Genomic DNA, 20936 nt, shown 5'->3' on the forward strand with positions numbered 1-20936 from the left:
ACCGCCTTGCCCGAGCAGTCCCCCGGGTCCCGGCCCACCCTGGAAGCCGTCGCGGCACGCGCGGGGGTGTCCCGGGCCACCGCCTCTCGGGTCGTCAACGGGGGCGACGGCGTCCGCAAGCCGCTCGTGGACAAGGTGCTCCAGGCGGTCGAGGAGCTGGGGTACATCCCGAACCACGCGGCGCGGACCCTTGTCACGCGGCGCACCGGGGCGGTGGCCGTCGTCATCGCCGAGCCGGAGACGCGGTTCTTCTCGGACCCCTTCTTCTCCCAGCAGATCCGGGGCATCAGCAAGGAGCTCACCGCCCACGACACCCAGCTCGTCCTGCTGCTGGTGGAGGGGCCCGGGGACTTCGACCGGATCGCCCGCTATCTGTCCGGCGGCCACGTCGACGGGGCGCTCGCGTTCTCGCTGCACACCGACGACCCGGTGCCCGCGATCACCCGGCGGGCGGGCATACCGGCGGTGTACGGCGGGCGGCCCAGCTGGACCGCCGACCCGGGCGACCAGGCCGTTCCGTATGTCGACGCGGACAACCGGGGCGGGGCCCGGCTGGCCGTGCAGTATCTGAAGGACCTCGGGCGGGAGCGCATCGCGCACATCGGCGGGCCCGCCGACCAGACCTCGGCGATGGACCGGCTGGACGGCTATCGGGACGTGCTGCTGGACCTGGACCCGACGCTCGTCGCCGAGGGCGCGTTCACCGTGGAGAGCGGGGCGCGGGCGATGGCGGAGCTGCTGGACCGGCGGCCGGATCTGGACGCGGTGTTCGTCGCCAACGACCTGATGGCCTCGGGCGCGCTGCGGGTGCTGCGCGAGCGCGGGATCCCGGTGCCGGAGCAGGTGGCGCTGGTCGGCTTCGACGACATGGAGTCGGTGGCGTCCGAGACCGATCCGCCGCTGACGACCATCAGCCAGGAGATCGAGGCGCAGGGCCGGCTGATGGCCCGCCTGCTGCTGCGCGCCCTGGACCGGGACCGTACGGGCAGCGGCGAGGTCCCGGAGTCGGTGATCACCCCGGTCACGCTGGTGCGACGGGCCTCGGCCTGATCCCCGGCGGGCCCGCGGCGCACGGACAGCAGCGCGCGGACAGCGGAGTGCGGCAGGCGACGCGCGGACAGCGGAGTGCGGCGGGCGGCGCGCGGACAGCGGAGTGCGGCGGGCCTCCGCCCTGAGGAGCCGGAGACCCGCCGCACCGATCGTGCCCGTACGTCGACCTCTTACACGTACGGGATTCTCAGCACCGCCCCGTCCGTGCCGGTCTGCACCTGGACCGTGCCGTCGCCCAGCGCGTTCCAGATCTCCAGACGGACCGTGCCCTTCCTGAGTTCGCCCAGGCTGCCCGTGACGGCCTGCGTGCCGGACGCCTGCGTGTACTCCTCCCACCCGTTGACCGGGTCGGTCGCGAAGTAGCGGAAGGTCTCGGCCCGGTCGAACGTGCCGTCGCCGGTCAGGTCGTAGCTGACCCGGACCTGCGGGGCCAGTCCGACCTTCGTGCCCGCGTCCACCCGGAGGCGGAACGCGGTGGCGGCCCCGGCGGAGACCTTGCCGTCGACCTGCTTCACCTCGTAGACGGTCGGCCGGTTCGGGGTGCCGTCCCGGTTGACGCCCTCGGCCGAGGCCACGGTGTCCGCGCCCGCCGGGTCGGTGGTGGCGGTGGTGAGGACGCCGCCGGTCTTGAGGCGGAAGGTGTTCCCGGTGGACGGACCGGGCTCCTCCGGCTCCTCCGGGTCCGGGTTACCGCCGCCGGCGCCCGTGCCGGTGGCCGTCGAACGGGCCGGTACGGACAGGGTCTTGCCGTCGGAGAAGGTGACCGTCCGGGCGGTGGAGCTGTGGTTGTGGGCGGTGTAGGTGCGGGTGCCGTCCTTGGTGAACACGGCCGAGGTCGGCAGGTCGCCGCTCACCGTCATATCGGGCGCGCCGAGCGTGTTCAGGGTGTTGATCCAGTGGTAGGTGTGCGCCTTGGACTCACCCTGCTCCGGCTCGTAGTTCCCGTTCACACCGTCCCACTTGGCCTTCGCCGCCGCCGGGTCCGCCAGCGACTCGAACTCCCAGAGCAGGTCGCGCCACTCCTGGGCGGGCCCGCCGTTCTCGCGCTCCATCTCGGCGATGTTCCGCTTGATGGCCGCCTTCTCCCGGGCCAGGTGGAGTGAACCGCCGGTCACCGGGAGGACGTTGATGCCGTGGATCTCCTCCGGGTTCGCGGTCCACCAGGTGGAGTACGCGCCGCCGCTGCCCCAGACCATGCCGACCGTGTCGTGGCCGAAGGAGCCGGGGAAGACCTGCTCGTCCGCGTCGAACCAGTACTGGGTGATCGCCTCGGACTCGGTGGTCAGCAGGAAGCTGCCGAGGTCCCGGAGGGCGGTGTCACCGGTGGCCGCGCCCCAGAGGACCAGGCCCGCGCTGAGGTTGATGGACTCGGAGGAGGACTCCTGGTTGTTGCCCGCCGCGAAGCCCTGGTGGCCGGAGGCCCAGCTGTGGCCCGCGTACACGTCGAAGCCGCGCAGGAAGGGGTAGGCGGAGTCGGTGCGGCTGGGGTTGGCGGTGTCGCGGATCAGGTGCTTGATCATCGTGCCCCAGGCCGAGTCGGCGGCCCAGGCCTGGTCGTACTGGGCGATGATCGCCGCCGCGTAGACGTAGTAGCTGTAGTGGAAGTGGTGGTCGTTGAGCTCGGTGTCGCTGCCGTACGAGGCCGGGTAGCCGGTGAGGGTCTTCCAGTCCTTGTCGTAGCTGAACTCACTGGCCCCGCCGGCCGTGAACCACTCCTGGAGCCGGCCCTTCATCAGGCCGAGGAGCTTGTCGCGGGTGGCGGTCTCGCCGATCTGGTCGGCGACGGGCACCAGCTGGGCGAGGCGGCCGAGCGCCTTGCCGGTCCAGTAGGTGTCCGCGGCCCCCGAGAACGGGTCGGAGGCGTTCGCGACCTCGTTGAGGTAGCCGGTCAGCCGGGCCTTGTCGACGCCGCTGGAGGCGGGCAGCGCGGGCACGACGCCGTTGTTCTTCTGGCTGGTGGTGAAGGAGGCGGACTCGCGCACCTTCATCGTGCCGCGCGGCGAGACGTATGTGTACGGGGTCAGCGCGTCGGTGGTGTGCAGCCACTGGTGGCGGTAGAGGGCCTGGAGCGTACCGCGCTCGGTGCCCTCCTTGGCCTCGGTCGTCAGGCTGTAGGTCGCCTTCACCGTGCCGCCGGTGGACTCCCAGGCCACCTGGGAGCCGGTGACGAAGCTGAAGGCGTACTTCCGGTAGGTCGCGAGCGCGTCCGTGGACGGCAGGACGGCGAGCGAGAAGTAGTCCTTGGAACCCAGGCCCGCGGTGATCGTCGAGCCGGAGACGTTCCAGTCGCTGCCGGTCGGGGCGAACAGGGCGTAGTGGTGCCCGGCGACGGTGATGCCGAGGACGTTGCCGTCGTCCGCGAAGACCGTGGGCGCGGCGGCGGTCGAGATGCGGGCGTCGCCGCCGGAGCCCTTGGCGTACACGAAGGGCATGCCGTGGCCGATGGTGGCCCGGAAGGTGCGGGAGCCGTCCGCCCAGTAGGGCGTCACGGTCCAGTCGGACCAGGCGTCGGCCTTGGTGTCGGGCGAGTTCAGGCCGCTGAGGCCGACGGTCAGGTCGGCCTTGTGGGCGTACTCGTACTGCCGGCCGTCGCCGACGATCGCGGGCGTGGTCGGGTAGCCGACCTCCAGTCCGCCGGAGGTCGCCTGGTAGGTGAGGGGGTGGCCGTACATGGGGGTGCTGTGCGGGTTGTCGCCGTAGCGCTGGAAGGCGAGCGAGGACCACCAGTCGTTGGTCGGGACCGGCTTGTCCCGGGCGGCGGTGGTGAGCTTGGGGGTGACGGGCGCGCCGGTGTTGGTGGTCGGGCCCGAGGTACCGGCGGGGCGGGCGTCGGTGTAGCTGCCGGCGCCGGCGGGGATGGTGGCGGCGGCAGCGGGTGAGGCTGCGGGGCCCAGGCCCACAGCGGCCACGGCGATGGCGATGAGCGTCGCCGCCGCAGGCCTGGAGGCGAGTCTGGAGAGGGAGGTTCGCACGAGCAGCACCTCGATCATGGGGGGCGAGAGCGCGTTCGAGAGCGCTCTCAAGTGTCAAGGAACGTAAAACTCCTGAAACGTTAGTGTCAAGAGAACGCACACAGACGGCAGTTGGGTGGGCGTCGCGTGTAACCCCAAGCTGTTATGTGTTCGAGTCTTGACGGGGCGGGGGTGGTGGGAGACGCTCCAGACGCAGGTTTTGAGAGCGCTCTCAAGGCGCTCGGTTCATCCCGAAGCCAAGGGAGGCTTCCCATGCCCATCGCCCGAGCCGCCAAGAGAGCCACCGCACGCCTCGGCGCGGTCGTCCTCGCCGGGGCCCTCCTCGCCGCCTGTGGATCCAGCGACTCGTCGGACTCCTCCGACAGCGCGGGCGGAAAGGTCACGCTCAACGTCGACCTCTTCGGGTCCTTCGGCTTCAAGGAGGCCGGCCTGTACGAGGAGTACCAGAAGCTCAACCCGAACGTGACGATCAAGCAGAGCGACACCCAGGACGAGGCGGACTACTGGAAGTCGCTCCAGACCCGGCTCGCGGGCGGCGGCGGTCTGGCGGACGTGCAGGGCGTCGAGGTGGGCCGCATCGCGTCGGTCACCCAGCAGCAGTCCGACAAGTTCCAGGACCTGAAGGAGTTCGGGGCCGACAAGCTCAAGGACGAGTTCGCCGAGGCCAAGTGGTCGGCGGCGACCACCAAGGACGGCAAGATCCTCGGCCTCGGCACGGACGTCGGCCCCGAGGCGATGTGCTACCGCACCGACCTCTTCAAGAAGGCCGGGCTGCCCACGGACCGCGAGGAGCTCGCGAAGAAGTGGGCCACCTGGGACGGCTACCTGGACCTGGGCAAGGAGTACAAGAAGAAGGCCCCCGCCAAGAGCGCCTGGCTGGACAGCGTCGGCTCGCTCTACGGGATCATGATCGGCCAGGAGAAGGAGCGGTACTACGACGCCTCCGGCGAGCTGATCTACGAGAAGAACCCGGCGGTCAAGGAGGCCTGGGACACCTCCGTGGAGGCTGCCGAGGCGGGCCTGAGCGCCAAGCTCGACCAGTGGTCCCCGCAGTGGAACCAGGCGTTCGCCGCCGGTTCCTTCGCGACGATCCCGTGCCCGGCCTGGATGCTCGGATACGTCAAGGGCCAGGCCGGTGACGCCGGCAAGGGCAAGTGGGACATCGCCAAGCTGCCCGGCGGCGCGGGCAACTGGGGCGGCTCGTACCTCTCCATCCCGCGTGCGGCCAAGCACAAGAAGGAGGCGTACGCGCTCATCGAGTGGCTGACCGCCCCCGAGCAGCAGGCGAAGGTCTTCCAGAAGCAGGGCAACTTCCCGTCCTCGACCGGTGCCATCGAGACGATCGCGGACGCGAAGGACGAGTACTTCTCGGGCGCCCCGATCGGCCAGATCTTCGGTGACGCGGCCAAGGAGTCCCCGGTCCAGGTGCTGGGTGTGCACGACCAGAACGTGATGCAGCAGATCACGAACGCGCTGAGCGAGGTCGAGCGCAAGGGCAAGGCGCCGGACAAGGCGTGGGAGACGGCGAAGAAGGGCGTGGACAACGTGATCGGCTGACGCCGCTCGCCGCCACCACCCGTTCCTCCCCTCCCCTCCCTCTCCTCCCCTCCCGCCCAGGGGCCGGTCCGCGCACACCGCGGTGGACCGGCCCCACCCCCGTACCCCTGACTCCGTGAGCCAGCCCGCTCCCGATCCCGAAGGGCCGCACCGTGTCCCCCACCGCCACCGCGAAGGCCGGGCCCCGCCCGTCCGGAACCGGGCCCGGCCCCGACGACGGCCGGGCCGCCGCCCTCCGGCGCACCTGGCGCAAGGCCTCCCCGTACGCCTATATCGCCCCCTTCTTCACCCTGTTCCTGGCCTTCGGGCTCTTCCCGCTCCTCTATACGGCGTTCGTCTCCCTCTACCGGGTCGAGCTCCAGACGAGCGGCGAGATGGAGTGGCGGGGCATCGCCAACTACACGGCGCTGTTCACCGACGAGTACTTCTGGATCTCGCTGCGCAACACGTTCACCATCGGCGTGCTGTCCACGGTCCCGCAGCTGGCGATGGCGCTCGGTCTCGCCCACCTGCTCAACTACAAGCTGCGCGGCCGGACGTTCATCCGGACCGCGATCCTGCTCCCGTACGCGACGTCCGTGGCCGCGGCCACGCTCGTCTTCGCGCAGCTCTTCGGCCGGGACTTCGGGCTGATCAACTATGTGATCGGGCTGGTCGGCTTCGACCCGGTGGACTGGCAGACCGGCACGGTCGCCTCGCAGATCGCGGTGTCGTCGATCGTGATCTGGCGGTGGACCGGCTACAACGCGCTGATCTACCTGGCGGGCATGCAGTCCATCCCGCACGAGCTGTACGAGGCGGCGGAGATGGACGGGGCGTCGCGCTGGCGGCAGTTCGTCCACGTCACGCTCCCCGGACTGCGCCCGACGATCGTCTTCACGGTGATCATCTCGACGATCGGCGCGACCCAGCTCTTCGGTGAGCCGCTGCTGTTCGAGGGGTCGATCTCCGGCGGCATCTCGCACCAGTACCAGACCCTCGGCCTGTACATGTACGAACAGGGCTGGGGCTTCTTCCACCTGGGCCGGGCCGCGGCCATCGCCTGGGTGATGTTCGTCCTGATCGTGGTGCTCGTCGGGGCCAACGCCCTGCTCGTGCGCCGCCGTGCACGCAAGGAGGCCGGCCGATGACCGCGCTCGCCGCACCGCCGACCGCACCCCGGAAGGGCCCCGCCGAGCAGGACCCGCCAGGAAAGCGCCCCCGGTTCCGCAAGGGCGGCGGCGCGGGCGGGACGATGAAGGGCGGCTGGCTCTCCTATCTCATCCTCGGCTTCGCCCTGCTGATCTCGGCGTTCCCCTTCTACTGGACGATCGTCGCGGCCAGCCGGTCCAACGCGGACCTGGCGCAGGTGCCGCCGAGCCTGCTGCCGGGCCCGAACCTGATCAAGAACTTCGACGCCGTCCTCGAAGAGGCGGACATCGGCAAGGCGCTGCTGAACTCGCTGATCGTGTCCGGCTCGATCACGCTCGGCACGGTCCTGTGCTGCACGCTGGCCGGGTTCGCCTTCGCCAAGCTGAAGTTCCGGGGCCGGGGCGCGCTGCTGACGCTGACGATCGGGACGATGATGATCCCGCCGCAGCTCGGCGTCATCCCGCTCTTCATGCTGATCGCCGAACTGCAGTGGGTGAACCAGCTGCAGGCGGTGATCCTGCCGGGGCTGGTCTCGGCGTTCGGGGTGTTCTTCATGCGCCAGTACCTGGTGCAGTCGCTGCCGGACGAGCTGATCGAGGCGGCCCGGGTGGACGGGGCGTCGACGGCCCGGATCTTCTGGTCGATCGTGATCCCGATCGCGCGGCCGGGGATGGCGGTGCTCGGGATGCTCACGTTCATGACGGCGTGGAACGACTTCTTCTGGCCGATCATCGCGCTCTCCTCGCAGGAGCCGACCGTGCAGGTCGCGCTGCGCCAGCTCGGCGGCGGCTACGTCAACGACCAGTCGGTGATCATGGCCGGCACGCTGCTCGGCACGCTGCCCGTGCTGCTGGTCTTCGGCCTGCTGGGCCGGCAGATCGTCGGCGGCATCATGCAGGGCGCGGTCAAGGGCTGACGTCCCGGCGCCCGGCCTCCGGGGCCTGTCCGTCACCCTGCCGTCCGCCGGTCGACGCCTGGCAGCACGCACGCGGCGACGGCGGCGACGGCCGCCGACAGCCCCCAGCCCACCCCTCCCCCCTCACTTCCTGGAGTGTCAGTCTCATGACCGCTGTCGATGCCCGCCCGGCGACCTCCACAGGCGCCCGCCCCGAGACCGGGACGGGACTCCGTTTCCCCACCGGATTCCGGTGGGGCACGGCCACCGCCGCCTATCAGATCGAGGGCGGGGCCACCGAGGACGGCCGTACGCCGTCCATCTGGGACACCTTCAGCCGGACGCCCGGCAAGGTGCGCAACGGCGACACCGGTGACATCGCCGCCGACCACCTGCACCGGATGCCGGACGACGTACGCCTGATGAAGGAACTGGGCGTCACCGACTACCGGTTCTCCGTCTCCTGGCCCCGGGTCCAGCCGACCGGCCGGGGCCCGGCCGTGGAGCGCGGCCTGGACTTCTACCGCCGCCTGGTGGACGAGCTGCTGGCCGCGGGGATCAGACCGGTCGCCACGCTCTACCACTGGGACCTGCCGCAGGAGCTGGAGGACGCGGGCGGCTGGCCGGAGCGGGACACCGCGCACCGGTTCGCGGAGTACGCGGGCCTGGTGGCCGGGGCCCTGGGCGACCGGGTGCCGACCTGGACGACACTGAACGAGCCGTGGTGCGCGGCGTTCCTCGGGTACGGGAACGGGGTCCACGCCCCCGGCCGGACCAGCGACCTCGCGGCCCTGCGCGCCGCCCACCACCTGAACCTGGCGCACGGCGCGGGCGCCCGCGTCCTGCGCGACCGCCTCCCCGACACCGCCGAGATCTCCCTCACCCTGAACCTCCAGGCGCTGCGCCCGCTGACGGACACCGAGGCGGACCGGGACGCGGTGCGCCGGATCGACGCGGTGGCGAACCGGATCTTCCTGGACCCGGTCTTCCACGGGCGGCTGCCGCAGGACCTGGTGGCGGACACGGCTGCGGTGACGGACTGGTCGTTCGTGCGGGACGGCGACCTGGAGGTCACGTCGACCCGGATCGACTCGCTGGGCATCAACTACTACTCCCCCAGCGTGGTTTCGGCAGGCTCCTCCGCATCCCCCTCCCCCTGGGCGGGCGCCGAGGAGCACGTGGCGTTCACCCCGGCGGAGGGCCCGCGCACGGCGATGGACTGGCCGGTCGACGCGAACGGCCTGTACGAGCTGCTGACCCGGCTCCGCGACGAACTCCCGCACCTTCCGCTCCTGGTGACGGAGAACGGCGCCGCCTACGACGACTACGCCGACCCGGAGGGCGAGGTGCACGACCCGGAGCGGGTGGCGTACCTGGACGCGCACCTGGGCGCCGTGCACCGGGCGATCGCGGACGGGGTGGACGTACGCGGATACTTCCTCTGGTCGCTGCTGGACAACTTCGAGTGGGCGTACGGCTACAGCAAGCGGTTCGGCATCGTCCACGTCGACTTCGCGTCGCAGCGCCGCACGGTGAAGGACAGCGCGCGGTGGTACGCGGAGGTGATCGCGCGGGGCGGACTGGAGCGGGGCTGAGCTGGTCCGGCCCCACACGTGTCGGCGACCCCGGGGGATGCCCCGGGGCCGTCGGCGTCTCGTCCCACCCGTTAGCCTGTGTGAAGGGTCTGCCTACGGGGGCGTCCTGACGGATGAGAGAGCACCTTCACACATGACCGAGGAACCGGCCGCCGGAAACGGCGAGACACCGCTGCCTTACGCACCCCTGCCGCCCGGCGCACGCGGCCCGCTGGACCCGCCGCCGCTCGGAGCTCCGCCCCCGGGGTTCGGGCCCCGGCTCGTCATCGCGGAGGGCATCCTCACCAAGGCCGCAGGGGCAGCCGACCGGATATTCGACGACTTCCACAAGCCGGCCCGGTCGGTGGACGAACCGACCGGCAAAGCAGCACGTGAGCTGGCCGGATGGGAGAGCGCGGCGGCTCTGCGGACCTCGCTGAAGAACTGGCAGAACCAGTCGAAGGCCGCCGAGGCGTGGCTGACCCGGATCGCGGAGAGCCTGCGCGCCTCGTCGCACACGTACACCTCGACGAACCAGGGCATCGAGCAGCAGTTCAGCGTGCTGAGGACCTACGGCTGATGCCCGCCTTCTACCGGGAACTGCTCGACACCGACCTCTCGGTGCTGGACGGCCTCGCCGAGAAGTGGCGGGACGCCCACACCGGGACCGAGAAGTTGCCGAAGCGAATGATGGACGAGGTCCTCAAGCCGCTGCGGGACAAGGGGTACTGGGAGGGCGCGGCGGCCCCGCACGCCTGGTCGTTGATCGACGACATCGCCCGTCAGCTGACCGCGGCGAACAAGGTGGCCGAGGCGCTCTCCGGAGTCCTCGACGACGCGGTGGCCGACCTCAAGGTCATCCGGCGCGATCTGAAGGACGCGGTGCGGCGGGCTCGGGACCAGGGGCTCACCGTGAGCGGCTCCGGCGAGGTATCGGGGTTCGTCACCGCCGACCTGTTCGTCACGGAGGACAACAGGCACCGGAGCGCCACCGCGGTGAACGCGGCGCAGCAGGAGATCATCGACATCTGCCGTCAGGGGCGGATCGCCGACCGGAACCTGTCGATGACGCTGATGTCCGACGTCGGCATCGGTCCGTGGTTCAACAGCCGGCCTCAACACAGCTCGATCGACTCGACGCACCGGATATCCGCCGACGAGTACAACGCGTACCACCGCGTTCTGGACGGCAAGGACCCCTATCCCGAGGGCAAGGACGACAGCCCCTACGGGCTGGGCCTGGACTACGTCACCGGCCTCGGTCCCCGCCACAAGGACTTCACCAACGGCGACCGGATGGCCGAGCTGATGCAGTCCATGGAGAGCATGAAGGACATCCGGCAGCAGACGGTCGAACAGTGGGAGCGGACAGGAGAGGAGAAGGGGAAAGCGGCCTTCTCCATCTCCGAATCCGGAAAGGTCGGCGCGGCGAAGAAGCTGCTCACCGAAGACCTCCCCGCCATCGTCACCAACGACCCCGACCACCTGGGAGAGGCGTTCATGGGCTCGTACAACGTGGAGTACGAAGTACGGGGCCAGGACCCGGACGGTTCACTCGTGGTCGAGTACACACTGAACAACAAGACCAGTTCGGAATCCGCCCTCCACTTCATCGGCTACTACGACTGGCTGAAGTACGCGGAGATCGCTGACGGGCCGGTGACCAGCGCGGTCAGTCAGACGGTCACCTGGACCGAGCGCATCCCGAAGGGGACATCATGAACGGCGTCCCGGCGCGTACCGCACTCACGGCGCTCCTGGGTGCTGTTGCCGTGATGTCGCTGACCGGCGGATGCTCCGAGGGCTTGGGCCGGTGCGGGCCCGAGCCCGTCGACGAGGTGCTCCGGGCCGATCTCTACGGGACCTACGAGGGACCGCACGGGTCCGCCCTCACGCTGCGCAGCAACGGGGACACGACCGTGAGTTTCAGCGCGGAGAACTGGCCCGAGCAGAGCGGCCCCGAGATCCTCAAGGGCGATGCCCGCGCCTTCGACGGTCGTGGATCATGGCGGATCGAGGGCGAGCCCGGCGAGGACGACGGCATCAGCCTGCACTTCGAGAACCCGCCTGCCGACCGCCCGGGGCTCCCGCTCTATCAGCTCCAGGTCGGCGAGGAGGACGGCGATCTCGTGCTCTTCGCCAAGCTCGGCGACCCGGACGTGTGCCGGGTGTACGAACTGAAGCGGTAGCGGCGCAGCTGCCCGGCCGGCCGTCAGACGGTGGCGTACGAGCGCGTGCGGCGGCGGTAGTAGGAGTAGGTGACCGCCCCCAGCAGCGGCCCCCAGGCGAGCAGCGGGCCGTAGGAGACGGCCAGCACCCATCCGGTGCTCATCACGCCCGACGGGTCCTTGTCGGCGGTGCCGATCATCGGCTCGGGGTGGAAGTGGAAGATGTAGGTGTTCAGCACGGCGTAGACGCAGAAAACAGTGACGGTGAACGCTCCCAGCGCGGCGGGAACGACCGCGGCCGCGACCGGTACGCGCGAGCCGCCCACGAGCGGGAGCCGGCGCGGCAGGATCTCGCCCCAGGGCCGGACGAGGCCGAGGGTGAGCAGCGCGAGCAACTCGGAGACGACGGTCAGGGCGAGCATGTACGCCTCTTCGGCGATGCTCGTCCCGCCCTTCAGCCAGCCGAAGGCCATGCCGACGATGACGGCCACCCGCCAGAGCCCCGAGGGCAGCACGCACCAGGGAACAGCTCGGGCCGCCAACTCGGCCCAGCGCGGGACGGGGTGCGGCAGGGCGGCGGGGACGTGCGCCTCGGTGGCAGTCATGACGCTTCCTTCTGCGGCAGCGGGGAGGTCCTCTTCATTCTGCGCGGCGGCGTCTCTCCGGCACTCCTGCGCAGGTCTCGACCGCCTCCCCCGCCCGGGGTAGACGACACCCTTGCCAGGGCGGCCCTGGGATGACCCGGATCCGGTCATCGGTCCGGAACAAGCCCCGTGAGCTGGGATATGGCGCGATTCAACGTCCCTTTCATGGAACGGATCCGCTGAGACAGAACCTGGACATGCGCGGGATCGTTTCAGGATCGACCCGGCCCTAGCGTCGTCGTTGTCAGCAGCAAACACCGCGACCGACAACCGTTGGAGATCACGATGCGCCCGCGTCTCGCCGCCCGTTCCGCCCGTCTCGTCCTGGCCGCCGCGGCCGTGACGGCCCTCGCCGCCACCACGGCCTGCGGGCCCGAGGACACCACGGACACCGGCAGCTCCGCGGCCCCCTCCGCGGCTTCGTCCGCCACCGGGGGCGGCGGGAGCGAGACCCCCGCCGACGACGCCGCCCCCGCCGGCAGCTCCACCCCCGGCGGCTCCCCGTCCAGCGGCGGATCCGGTGACGAGGCCGACTCCGGCAACGGCGACAAGAGCGGCTACGGCCAGTCCTGCGGCACCAACGACCTGGACTTCACGGTCACCTGGGAAGCGCAGCCGTTCAGCCACTACCTCATCACCGCGAAGGCCAAGTCCGGCATCACCTGCTACCTGGACGTCAATACGCCCAGCGTCTCCTTCGGCTCCGCCGCCGACGGTGTGGCCTCACCCGTCGGGCAGGGCGGCGAGGACCCCATCAAGCTCTCCGGTTCCGCCGTGGCGTACGCCGGTGTCGACGCCAAGACCACCGAGGGCGAGGGCGGCAAGCAGTTCGAGCACATCATCATCGCCACCTCCGAGGACGACCCCGACCCCGCCCAGGTCGAGCTCCCTGACGCGCCCACCGTGGACAAGCCCGTCGTCACCAACTGGTCCACCCAGCGCGACGAGACCGTCCCCCGCGTCATCTGACGAGCCTCACCGGGACCGTGGCGGACGGCCGCACGCTCCGGCGAAGCCGCCTCACACCACCCGGATCACATGCTTGCCCCGCACCCCGCCCGCCTCCAGGGCGCGGTGGGCGGCGGCGATGTCCGCGAGCGGGTGGACCGTGTCGATGACCGGGCGCAGGTCACCACGTTCCACGTACGCGGTCAGCTCGGCGAACAGGTCGTGCTGCGGATTACCGCTGAAGAAGCGGACCCGTTGGCGGCCGTGCACGGCGGAGGCCAGCAGGTAGCCGATGCTCCGGGCCGGGTGGTCGATGTCGAACGCGATGGAGACGAGACGGCCGCCCGGAGCCAATCGCCGCCGCAGGGCGCGGTGTTCGGTGCCGACCGTGTCCATGATGACGTCATAGCGGTCCAGGTCCGCCAGCGGTGTCGCCCGGTGGTCCAGGACCTCGTCCGCGCCCAGCTCGCGGACGAAGTCGAGGTTCTTCGCGCCCGCCAGGCCGGTGACGTGCGCGCCGAGGGCCTTGCCGAGCTGGACGGCGACGCTGCCGACACCGCCGGACGCCCCGCGCACGAGGAGCCGCTCGCCCGCGCGCAGGCCGGCCTTGTCACGCAGGGCCGTGAGGGACGTGGTGCCCCCGGCGGGCAGCGAGGCGGCCTCGGTCAGGGTGACGTTCTCGGGGGCGTACGCGATCCGGCGCGGGCGGACCGAAACGTACTCCGCCGCGCTGCCGAAGGTGCGCCCCAGCAGGCCCCACACCCGGTCGCCCGCCCGCAGCCCGGTGACCGAGGCGTCCACCTCGGCGACCTCGCCGGCGAAGTCGAGCCCGGTCCGCTGCGGAAAACGGCGGCCGGTGACGAACCGGACCCGCCCGGCGCGCCCGTACAGCTCACCACCGTTGACGCTCGCCGCGTGGACCCGGACCAGCACCTCACCGGGCTTGCGGACCGGCACCGGGACCCGGCCCTCGTAGAGGACCTCGGGCGGTCCGTAGCTGTCGTAGAGCGCCGCGCGCATGTCGTCGTTCACGGTGGAGGGGTCCTGTCTGTTCCGTCGTTCCGTCGATACGGGTGGTGAGTCCTGCTCTCACTCAGCGTCCACCGTAGGCGGATAAACGGAAGACCCCCTCCATTTACCGTAAAGTGAGAGACATGCCAGCTCAGCCCTCTCACAACCCGCCCTCAGCCACCCCGGCCCCCGGCCCCGAGGCGCTACGGGCGGACGCCCGGGAGAACCGGGAGCGCATCCTGCGGGCGGCACGCGAGGCGTACGCACTGCACGGGATCGACGTGCCGATCAGCGCCATCGCCCGCCGGGCCGGGGTCGGCGTGGCCACCCTCTACCGCCGCTTCCCCACCCGCGACGCCCTGATCACCGAGGCGTTCACGGAGCAGCTGACCGAGTGCGCGGGCGCACTGGACGAGGCGCTGGAGGACCCGGACCCCTGGCGCGGATTCTGCACGGTGTTCCGAACGGTATGCACGATGCAGGCCGCCGACCGGGGCTTCACTCACGCCTTCCTGGCCCGCTTCCCGGGCGACACGGCGTACTCCGGGGAGCGCGACCGGGCGGAAGAGGGGCTGGCCCTGCTGATCCGCCGGGCGAAGGAGGCGGGAGCACTGCGCCCGGACTTCGACGTCTCCGACGTGGTGCTGGCCCTGCTGGCCAACAACGGCGTGGCGACCGGAGCGGGCCCTGAGGCCGCCGCCGCGTCGCGCCGACTGGTGGGGTACCTGCTGGAGTCGTTCCGGGCGGCCACACCGTCGACCGCCCCGCTCCCGCCGCCGGTGCGACTGGAGTTGGAGCGGTTGAGCGGGGCGGGGTGAGGCGTCGTGGACGGGGTGGACGGCCGGGCTTCCCTCTACTCAGGGAAGAGGCGAGGGTGCTCCGCCGCGAGTGCCCCCATGATCGCCTCGTCGGTGGGATCCGTGACGTGCCAACTGTGCTCAGAACCGTGCTCGGCGAAAAACTCGCACGCCTCCCTCCGCTCGTCGAGCGCGGCGCACCACGGCAGCGACACCAGGCGGGCGCGCTCCGCGCTCCATCGGGCCCAGACCGCGCTTCCGGGTCGCCCGCCCTCGTCCCACAGCATTGCCGCGTGATCCTCATCGTGCTCCTCGCCCAGCTCGCAGAGTACGTATCCGGGTTCCGGGCGGTCTCCGGGAACGGACAGGGCGAGCAGGAAGTCCGGAGGGCGCAGCAAAGCAACTTCCGTGCACTGGTTCATGGTTCTGGCCGTCCTCATACGTTGTCGAGACCGTCCCCGGATACGAGGCGCTCGGCGAGCAGGTCGCCGAGCGGGTCCGTCACGCTCCACGAATGGGGCGCAGGGTGGTGGTCGAAGAACGCGCACATCCGCACAACGCCTGTGTCGAGGTGGCGCAGGTTCGCCGCGCACCACGGCACGGTGGCCACTCGGTGGACGCGGTCCGAGCCGGCTCCGGTCCAGAAGAACCAGAGGGCCGGAGCGTTCGACGGCTCGGCCGACCCCGACCAGAGGTGCGCGGCATGCTCGGTGCGGGCGTCGTGCTCGGCGAGTTCGCAGAGAAGGAAGTGGTCGAGGGTGAGAGAGCCCGGCAAGGCGTCGGCCCCGCCTTCCGCAGCGACGACGACATCCAGGACGTCGTCAAGAGGCGTCTGGGTCACGGCGGTGCATTGCAGCACGTCGGTCCCTTCAGTCGACGGTGTCTAGAAATCGGCTAGGGAACCGCGCCACCCAGCGAGGGTCAGGCTCAGCCCGACCGCAGGGTCAACCACGGTGAACAGCACGGGAAAACCCGCCTCCAGCGCACGTATCGCCTGGTCCTGGCGGTCGCCGTCAGTGGCCCAGGCCCGCAATCCCTGCGGAGCGCCGGAGCCGTGGAAGCGGACCGGCCGCACATCACCGCTCGACATCCACGGCGGGGTGCGGGCGACCGAGCGCCCGTGCCCGTTCGCAAGCCGGAGCGCCTGACCTCGCAGCCACAGGAGCACCAGCCGCCGGTTCCGTACGGTCACGCCGCCGAGCGAGGCAATCCACCGCCCGTCCGTCACAGTGACCTCGGCGGCGTAGCCCACGCGCCTCATGCGGCACGCTCGTCGGCGTCGGTACAGGAGTCAGGGCTACGGATCAGACCCCGGAGCCGTTCCGCCGCGACCTCGACTTCCTCCACCACCGCCATGCGCGTCGCGTGTCGGCTCTCGATCGCAGCGTCCAACTCGGCGAAGAACAGGGCTCGGTAGGCGGGATCGGACTCGACGCGTACGAGTTCGGCGAACGGCGCATCGGGTCGCATCGAGCGACGGGCGAGCACCCGCACAAGTCCGGAGAGGCGGAGCCGCAGGTGGACCTCCGCCGCTCCGAGAGTGAGGAGGAGCCGTACGCGTAACCGGGTCGGAGAACTCACAACACCTCACCCCGGCTACGGGCGTTGGCCCGCGCGGTACGGGCACGAAGCTGCTCTATGGGGAGCGCGAGGCGTACGGAGCGGGGCTCGGCCTCCCACTCGGTTCCGCCGCCGATGGGGCGGAGAGACCAGTAGGGGCCGGCGACCCCTCGGAACGCGCCCACGCGGTCGCCGCGGCTGGTGTCGACCAGGAAGGTTCCGAGGGCGGGGAGGTCAGGGGGTGGCTCTTCAGGATTCGGACGAGCGTGCACTTCGTACACCTATCGCTCCTCTCCGTAGCTGTTCGGCTACCGGGGCGATTCAGCGTGACCTACCGTGAAGAACCCTTCAACTGACTGTTCTCGAAGGAAGAGTAGGGAGCGCGGCATGGTCAACATCAAGCAGCTGAACCCCGCCAGCAGCCCGCAGGCGGCCTACGGTGCCCGTATCCGCAAGTATCGGGAGGTGCGGGGATGGAGCCAGGACGAACTGGCCCCGAAGATCGGGTACTCCAGTCAGCACATCTCGGCCGTGGAAACTGTTCGCAAGCCGCCAACTCTGCGGTTTTCGAGGAAGTCCGACCATGCATTTGGTACGACCGGTACGGTCGATTCCTTCGAGCGTGAGTGGTCCGAGATGCGGAACGGGTCACTGCTGGAGGGCTTCCCGGAGTACGTGGGGTACGAGGGTCGGGCTGTGGAGATCAGGCTGTTCGAGGTCGGCCTCATCCCAGGGCTGTTACAGACGCCGGAGTACGCGCGGGCCGTGGCGTACGGGGACGTTGAGCGCGGGTCCATCACTACTGAGCAGGCCGACGAGCGCGTCTCGGTCCTGGCTCAGCGGCAAGCAGCGCTGGTGCGTTCACGGCCGCCGATGGTATTCGTCGTCATGGATGAGAGCTGCCTCTATCAAGCTGTCGGCGGTCCGGAGGTCATGGACGCTCAGCTCCAACGGCTGGAGGAGATGGCGGCACTGCCCAACTGGATCATCCAGGTAGCACCGTTCAGCTTGGGTGCGCGAAGGGCTTTCAACCTGCCGGTTTACTTGCTCACCCTTGCGGACCGGTCCGTCGTCGCGTATGCCGAGTCACAGTCGCAGGGGCACGTAGAGCGCGAAACTTCCTTCGTAGTGCCCATACTCACGTCCTACCATCAACTTCAGGGCGAGGCGCTGTCGAAGGCGGCCTCCGTGGCCAAGATCAGCCAGTTGCGAAAGGGCACTCCGTGACGACCGAATCCCCCAGTTGGTACAAGTCCTCGTACAGCTCGAACGGCGGTGCCTGCATCGAGGTCGCCATCAACCTCGCCGCTACGCAGGGCACCGTCCCGGTCCGCGACTCCAAGGACATCGATGGCCCTGTGCTGAGCCTCCCCGCCGACGCGTTCTCCTACTTCGTCGCCGGCGTCCAGGCTGGAAAGCTCGACGCTTCCTGACGAGTCGAGCCTGCAACGCCCCACTGTGCCTCGCATGGTGGGGCTTCCTGCTACGAAAGGACACCTCGTGACGAACGGATCCCCTCGTTGGTTCACGTCCTCGTACAGCTCGAACGGCGGCAACTGCGTCGAGGTCGCCACCAACCTCGCCGCCCCGCGCGGAATCGTCCCGGTCCGCGACTCCAAGAGCGTGGACGGCCCCGTGGTCGACGTCCCCGTCACCGCGTTCTCGGCCTTCGTCGAGGCCGTCCGGGGCGGAACGTTCGACACCGTCTGACGAGCCGATCCAGGGCCGCCGCCCCACCGTGCCACGCACCCGCACGGTGGGGCTTCCTGATCGGCCGGCCGGGGTGGACCACCCCCGGGTCGTCGAGGTCTCCGCCCTGTCAGCCCGCCTTGACGCGCCGGATGATCCGCCCGTCGAAGGCAGTGATGAGCATCCCACTGGTCTGGTATTCGCCGTTGACGTAGATCAACATCGCCGCCTGCCCCTCGTACCAGTCGAAGGTCACGCGGCTGTCATCGGGGTTGAGCTTCAATACGCCCAGTTCGGTCTGGGCGATGCGGAGAAGGCGGGGCAGCGCATCCCAGTCGACCCGGTCGAGGTCCAGCAGGTGATGACCCTTCAGGATTCCCTCTGCGCCCTGAAGAGTGCCTTGGCCGTCCTCGTACGAGAAATTGTCGAACATCTTCTTGCCCGGCACTATCTCTTCGTGCAGGAGCGTATTTCCCGAAGCCCGGTCCCGGCGCAGGTCGAAACTGGGGAGCACCTTGGTCCCCCCTGTCACCGCCTCCATCTTCTTGAGGACTCTCCGGGCACCGGAGGGGGTGAGCAGATCGGTTTCCTCTTTGGGCGTGGGCGAGGGAGTGGGGCTGGAGGAGGTCCGGGAGGCGGAAGGGCTCGACGTAGGTGTGCGGACACCGGAGGGCGTGGACGGAGCCCCGGCGGACGGCTTGTCGTCGCCACCGAAGGCGGGGACGTATTCCCAGGCCAGCAGCCCGATCAACAACGCGCCCAACAGCGCCGCCGGGAGCACGACCCGTCGGCGTGACCGTCCGGCGGTCCCCACGGCGTGCACAGGCGTCCGGCTCGTCTCCGCACCGGAGCCCCCCGCGCCATCGGTCCCGCCGTCCGGTGAGGGGCCGGAGCCGGGCTCCGGCGCGGCAGGCGGCTCCGCTTCGTCCTGCACCTGTCCGGCGGCGTCACCGGAACCGACGGTGTCCCGCTCGGGCCGACCGGGGGCGGCGGAGACAGGGGCGACGGGGGCGGCCGGCTCCGTCGGTGTGTACGGGACCGAGGCTTCGTCGTCCGTCTCCACGGGGTCGGCCCGTACGGGTGGCGCGGCGATGCCGTCGAGGACCGTCATGACACGGTCTCCGGCGGCCTGTGCGAGGAGTTGGTCGAGGATCTCGGCGTCGGGCCGGGAGGCGACGTCCTTGATGAGGACGGACCGCAGCACAGGGCCGAGGGCGTCCGCCCGCCGGGGCGGCGGTACGTCCTCCTCCAGGATCGCGGCCAGCGTGGCGAGGGTGGACGAGCGGTGCATCGGGTGGTGACCCTCGACCGCGACGTACAGCATCATCGCCAGCGACCACAGGTCGGAGGACGGGTCGTCGTCATGGCCGCGCAACCGCTCCGGGGCCATGTAGTCGGGTGAGCCGATGAGTTCGCCGGTGTTGGTGAGGCTGGTGGCCTCCCGTATGGCCGCGATTCCGAAGTCGGTGAGCAGGGGCGTGCCATCGGCCCGCATCAGTACGTTGCCGGGCTTCACGTCGCGGTGCAGGATGCCCGCGCCGTGCGCGGCCCGCAGCCCGGCCAGCACGCCCCGGCCCAGCCGCGCCGTCTCGGTGGGGGTGCACGGCCCGCGCTCCAACCGGTCCTGGAGCGAGCCGCCGGAGATCAGCTCCATCACCAGCCAGGGATTCGCCACCTCCGCCGAACTCACGATGTGGTAGATCGTCACCACGTTGGGGTGGCTGATCCGGGCCAGCGAGACGGCCTCACGCAGCACACGCTTGCGCAGCATCTCCGGTGCGTCGGGACGCAACCGCAGCAACTCCGAATCCGGCGGCCGTACCTCTTTCAGCGCCACGTCCCGGTGCAGGACGATGTCGCGCGCCCGCCACACCAGCCCCATTCCGCCGCCGCCGAGCCGCTCCAGCAGTTCGAAGCGCTCGTCGATCACACTTCCTTCGGATCCCGCAGTCATGGGCGGAACATTACGGCACGGATTGATCACGACTCCGCGGAGTCAGATCCGACTGAACTCCCTTATCTCTCAAGCCTGTTGGGTCATTCAGCATCGGAATTTCCGGGGCCTGAGGCGCACGCACGGCCCGAGGCCATTGGAGCCGTCGGCCCGGGGGGGGTCTCATGCGGCATCAGTCAGGCGCCTCGCAGCGTTCGAGCCAATGGCCCACCCTGCCCGGACCCCCTGTCCGTGGTCGTTCACGGTCCGGTACTGGCCGGGACGCTTGGATCAACGGTGTCGAAGTAGACCCGGTCGGTGCCGACGTCGACCAGGAACTCGCCGGGGTACCTCCCGCCCGTCACTTCCTGGTTGAAAGCTTCGCTCCGGACCCATGCGGCGCCCTTGGGCAGGTGGACGGCGAGCTTCTCCGGCACCCGACCTGGATGCCCGGCCCGAAAGTCCCGCTGCGGCACCGCGACGACGGCAGCTCCGGCGCCGGCTTCCAGTTGCGCCGTCCCCACCACGCGGACGTCGATGGGCCCCGGCACGGACAGTCTCGAATCATCGCCCAACGAGATACCGAGCCAGTGCACGTCGGACAGGGGACCCGAGCAGAGTGAAGCGCCGTTCCAACGGCGCGGGATCGGTGCGCACCTCGCCCTTCTCACCGCCCTGACCGCTGTCCTCCTCCTTACGGCCCTTCTCGCTGTCCGCCTCTCGCGAATCCGGTGTACACGCCGCGACCGCTACCAGCGTGCCGAGCGCGAGCAATCCGCGCCGTCCGATACCCACCGTGCCGGCCATATTCCGCCCCCTCCGGTTCCGCGTACACGGCCTGATCCAGCCGCACCGGACCGGTGAACCTACCTCACGTCCCGGCAACACCCACTACGTTGTGGGGTCGACGCGATTCCGCGCGTCATCCGACGGCCCGCACAGCACCACCCGCGCCCCGGCAGGTACGCGTGCGCCGGACGCCGCGTCACCCCGTCTGAATCTGTGGT

General features: G+C 70.1%; 23 protein-coding genes. 13 read left to right on the top strand and 10 right to left on the bottom strand.

Going from position 1 to position 20936, the window contains the following annotated elements:
• Positions 1-6 precede the first annotated feature (6 nt).
• A complete protein-coding gene (locus ACH4UK_RS13955) occupies positions 7-1050 on the top strand; it encodes a LacI family DNA-binding transcriptional regulator (protein WP_398356253.1) in 1044 nt (347 codons plus the stop codon).
• Positions 1051-1220: 170 nt separating this feature from the next.
• On the opposite strand, the gene ACH4UK_RS13960 is transcribed toward ACH4UK_RS13955, so the two are convergent.
• Positions 1221-4040, bottom strand: coding sequence for a glycosyl hydrolase (locus ACH4UK_RS13960; RefSeq protein ID WP_398356338.1), 2820 nt, complete (start codon positions 4038-4040; stop codon positions 1221-1223).
• Positions 4041-4274: 234 nt separating this feature from the next.
• Here ACH4UK_RS13960 and ACH4UK_RS13965 point away from each other — a divergent pair, with 234 nt between their 5' ends.
• The 7 genes from ACH4UK_RS13965 to ACH4UK_RS13995 all read left to right on the top strand — a co-directional run bounded on the left by ACH4UK_RS13965 (position 4275) and on the right by ACH4UK_RS13995 (position 11368).
• Positions 4275-5579, top strand: coding sequence for an ABC transporter substrate-binding protein (locus tag ACH4UK_RS13965; RefSeq protein ID WP_398356254.1), 1305 nt, complete (start codon positions 4275-4277; stop codon positions 5577-5579).
• Between the two features lie 152 nt (positions 5580-5731).
• Entirely contained in the window at positions 5732-6709 is a 978-nt protein-coding gene (locus ACH4UK_RS13970; protein ID WP_398356255.1) for a carbohydrate ABC transporter permease, read from the top strand.
• Positions 6706-7626: a carbohydrate ABC transporter permease gene (locus tag ACH4UK_RS13975; RefSeq protein WP_398356256.1), complete on the top strand. Its 921-nt coding sequence runs from the start codon at positions 6706-6708 to the stop codon at positions 7624-7626. Before ACH4UK_RS13970 ends, ACH4UK_RS13975 begins: the two co-directional genes overlap by 4 nt.
• Before the next feature lie 146 nt (positions 7627-7772).
• Positions 7773-9200, top strand: coding sequence for a GH1 family beta-glucosidase (locus ACH4UK_RS13980; RefSeq protein ID WP_398356257.1), 1428 nt, complete (start codon positions 7773-7775; stop codon positions 9198-9200).
• Positions 9201-9333: 133 nt separating this feature from the next.
• Positions 9334-9759, top strand: coding sequence for a hypothetical protein (locus ACH4UK_RS13985; RefSeq protein WP_398356258.1), 426 nt, complete (start codon positions 9334-9336; stop codon positions 9757-9759).
• On the top strand, positions 9759-10901 hold the full coding sequence (locus tag ACH4UK_RS13990) for a hypothetical protein (RefSeq protein ID WP_398356259.1): 1143 nt from the start codon (positions 9759-9761) through the stop codon (positions 10899-10901). Before ACH4UK_RS13985 ends, ACH4UK_RS13990 begins: the two co-directional genes overlap by 1 nt.
• Positions 10898-11368 carry a hypothetical protein gene (locus ACH4UK_RS13995; protein WP_398356260.1) on the top strand — a complete coding sequence of 157 codons (471 nt, stop codon included), beginning with the start codon at positions 10898-10900 and terminating at the stop codon, positions 11366-11368. The genes ACH4UK_RS13990 and ACH4UK_RS13995 overlap by 4 nt, the downstream gene beginning before the upstream one ends.
• Before the next feature lie 23 nt (positions 11369-11391).
• On the opposite strand, the gene ACH4UK_RS14000 is transcribed toward ACH4UK_RS13995, so the two are convergent.
• Complete coding sequence (locus ACH4UK_RS14000; RefSeq protein ID WP_398356261.1) at positions 11392-11952, bottom strand: hypothetical protein; 561 nt, start codon at positions 11950-11952, stop codon at positions 11392-11394.
• A gap of 324 nt (positions 11953-12276) precedes the next feature.
• On the opposite strand from ACH4UK_RS14000, the gene ACH4UK_RS14005 reads away from it, so the two are divergent.
• A complete protein-coding gene (locus ACH4UK_RS14005; RefSeq protein WP_398356262.1) occupies positions 12277-12960 on the top strand; it encodes a hypothetical protein in 684 nt (227 codons plus the stop codon).
• A gap of 51 nt (positions 12961-13011) precedes the next feature.
• On the opposite strand, the gene ACH4UK_RS14010 is transcribed toward ACH4UK_RS14005, so the two are convergent.
• A complete protein-coding gene (locus ACH4UK_RS14010; RefSeq protein WP_398356339.1) occupies positions 13012-13959 on the bottom strand; it encodes an NAD(P)-dependent alcohol dehydrogenase in 948 nt (315 codons plus the stop codon).
• Positions 13960-14093: 134 nt separating this feature from the next.
• Here ACH4UK_RS14010 and ACH4UK_RS14015 point away from each other — a divergent pair, with 134 nt between their 5' ends.
• Entirely contained in the window at positions 14094-14768 is a 675-nt protein-coding gene (locus ACH4UK_RS14015) for a TetR/AcrR family transcriptional regulator (RefSeq protein ID WP_398356263.1), read from the top strand.
• A gap of 35 nt (positions 14769-14803) precedes the next feature.
• On the opposite strand, the gene ACH4UK_RS14020 is transcribed toward ACH4UK_RS14015, so the two are convergent.
• The 5 genes from ACH4UK_RS14020 to ACH4UK_RS14040 are packed head-to-tail and all read right to left on the bottom strand — an operon-like array spanning position 14804 to position 16588.
• On the bottom strand, positions 14804-15169 hold the full coding sequence (locus tag ACH4UK_RS14020; RefSeq protein ID WP_398356264.1) for a hypothetical protein: 366 nt from the start codon (positions 15167-15169) through the stop codon (positions 14804-14806).
• A 14-nt stretch (positions 15170-15183) separates the two neighbouring features.
• Positions 15184-15588, bottom strand: a complete 405-nt coding sequence (locus ACH4UK_RS14025; protein ID WP_398356265.1) for a hypothetical protein — start codon at positions 15586-15588, stop codon at positions 15184-15186.
• Positions 15589-15630: 42 nt separating this feature from the next.
• Positions 15631-16008 (bottom strand): hypothetical protein, encoded by a 378-nt coding sequence (locus tag ACH4UK_RS14030; RefSeq protein ID WP_398356266.1) that lies wholly within the window; start codon positions 16006-16008, stop codon positions 15631-15633.
• On the bottom strand, positions 16005-16328 hold the full coding sequence (locus tag ACH4UK_RS14035) for a hypothetical protein (RefSeq protein ID WP_398356267.1): 324 nt from the start codon (positions 16326-16328) through the stop codon (positions 16005-16007). The genes ACH4UK_RS14030 and ACH4UK_RS14035 overlap by 4 nt, the downstream gene beginning before the upstream one ends.
• A complete protein-coding gene (locus ACH4UK_RS14040; RefSeq protein WP_398356268.1) occupies positions 16325-16588 on the bottom strand; it encodes a hypothetical protein in 264 nt (87 codons plus the stop codon). The genes ACH4UK_RS14035 and ACH4UK_RS14040 overlap by 4 nt, the downstream gene beginning before the upstream one ends.
• A 106-nt stretch (positions 16589-16694) precedes the next feature.
• On the opposite strand from ACH4UK_RS14040, the gene ACH4UK_RS14045 reads away from it, so the two are divergent.
• The 3 genes from ACH4UK_RS14045 (at position 16695) to ACH4UK_RS14055 (ending at position 18017) form a co-directional block, all read left to right on the top strand.
• Positions 16695-17534, top strand: coding sequence for a Scr1 family TA system antitoxin-like transcriptional regulator (locus ACH4UK_RS14045; RefSeq protein ID WP_398356269.1), 840 nt, complete (start codon positions 16695-16697; stop codon positions 17532-17534).
• A complete protein-coding gene (locus ACH4UK_RS14050) occupies positions 17531-17740 on the top strand; it encodes a DUF397 domain-containing protein (RefSeq protein WP_398356270.1) in 210 nt (69 codons plus the stop codon). Before ACH4UK_RS14045 ends, ACH4UK_RS14050 begins: the two co-directional genes overlap by 4 nt.
• Positions 17741-17807: 67 nt before the next feature.
• The gene (locus ACH4UK_RS14055; RefSeq protein ID WP_398356271.1) at positions 17808-18017 is read left to right on the top strand and encodes a DUF397 domain-containing protein; all 210 of its coding nucleotides are present in this window, start codon (positions 17808-17810) and stop codon (positions 18015-18017) included.
• Positions 18018-18126: 109 nt separating this feature from the next.
• On the opposite strand, the gene ACH4UK_RS14060 is transcribed toward ACH4UK_RS14055, so the two are convergent.
• Together ACH4UK_RS14060 and ACH4UK_RS14065 are read right to left on the bottom strand one after the other, a co-directional pair.
• Entirely contained in the window at positions 18127-19950 is a 1824-nt protein-coding gene (locus tag ACH4UK_RS14060) for a serine/threonine-protein kinase (RefSeq protein WP_398356272.1), read from the bottom strand.
• Between the two features lie 239 nt (positions 19951-20189).
• Entirely contained in the window at positions 20190-20480 is a 291-nt protein-coding gene (locus tag ACH4UK_RS14065; RefSeq protein ID WP_398356273.1) for a hypothetical protein, read from the bottom strand.
• Positions 20481-20936 lie beyond the last annotated feature (456 nt).

Origin of the sequence: Streptomyces sp. NPDC020884 (assembly GCF_044333935.1) — a bacterium.
Taxonomy (GTDB): Bacteria; Actinomycetota; Actinomycetes; order Streptomycetales; family Streptomycetaceae; genus Streptomyces.

What these genes read in the sequence shown, in the direction of transcription:
- ACH4UK_RS14020 (WP_398356264.1), bottom strand. Translation starts at nt 15,169, where the DNA reads ATGAACCAGTGCACGGAAGTTGCTTTGCTGCGCCCTCCGGACTTCCTG.
- ACH4UK_RS13975 (WP_398356256.1), top strand. Translation starts at nt 6,706, where the DNA reads ATGACCGCGCTCGCCGCACCGCCGACCGCACCCCGGAAGGGCCCCGCC.
- ACH4UK_RS14060 (WP_398356272.1), bottom strand. Translation starts at nt 19,950, where the DNA reads ATGACTGCGGGATCCGAAGGAAGTGTGATCGACGAGCGCTTCGAACTG.
- ACH4UK_RS13965 (WP_398356254.1), top strand. Translation starts at nt 4,275, where the DNA reads ATGCCCATCGCCCGAGCCGCCAAGAGAGCCACCGCACGCCTCGGCGCG.
- ACH4UK_RS14005 (WP_398356262.1), top strand. Translation starts at nt 12,277, where the DNA reads ATGCGCCCGCGTCTCGCCGCCCGTTCCGCCCGTCTCGTCCTGGCCGCC.
- ACH4UK_RS14010 (WP_398356339.1), bottom strand. Translation starts at nt 13,959, where the DNA reads ATGCGCGCGGCGCTCTACGACAGCTACGGACCGCCCGAGGTCCTCTAC.
- ACH4UK_RS13980 (WP_398356257.1), top strand. Translation starts at nt 7,773, where the DNA reads ATGACCGCTGTCGATGCCCGCCCGGCGACCTCCACAGGCGCCCGCCCC.
- ACH4UK_RS14030 (WP_398356266.1), bottom strand. Translation starts at nt 16,008, where the DNA reads ATGAGGCGCGTGGGCTACGCCGCCGAGGTCACTGTGACGGACGGGCGG.
- ACH4UK_RS13960 (WP_398356338.1), bottom strand. Translation starts at nt 4,040, where the DNA reads ATGATCGAGGTGCTGCTCGTGCGAACCTCCCTCTCCAGACTCGCCTCC.
- ACH4UK_RS13995 (WP_398356260.1), top strand. Translation starts at nt 10,898, where the DNA reads ATGAACGGCGTCCCGGCGCGTACCGCACTCACGGCGCTCCTGGGTGCT.
- ACH4UK_RS13990 (WP_398356259.1), top strand. Translation starts at nt 9,759, where the DNA reads ATGCCCGCCTTCTACCGGGAACTGCTCGACACCGACCTCTCGGTGCTG.
- ACH4UK_RS14000 (WP_398356261.1), bottom strand. Translation starts at nt 11,952, where the DNA reads ATGACTGCCACCGAGGCGCACGTCCCCGCCGCCCTGCCGCACCCCGTC.
- ACH4UK_RS14045 (WP_398356269.1), top strand. Translation starts at nt 16,695, where the DNA reads ATGGTCAACATCAAGCAGCTGAACCCCGCCAGCAGCCCGCAGGCGGCC.
- ACH4UK_RS14015 (WP_398356263.1), top strand. Translation starts at nt 14,094, where the DNA reads ATGCCAGCTCAGCCCTCTCACAACCCGCCCTCAGCCACCCCGGCCCCC.
- ACH4UK_RS13985 (WP_398356258.1), top strand. Translation starts at nt 9,334, where the DNA reads ATGACCGAGGAACCGGCCGCCGGAAACGGCGAGACACCGCTGCCTTAC.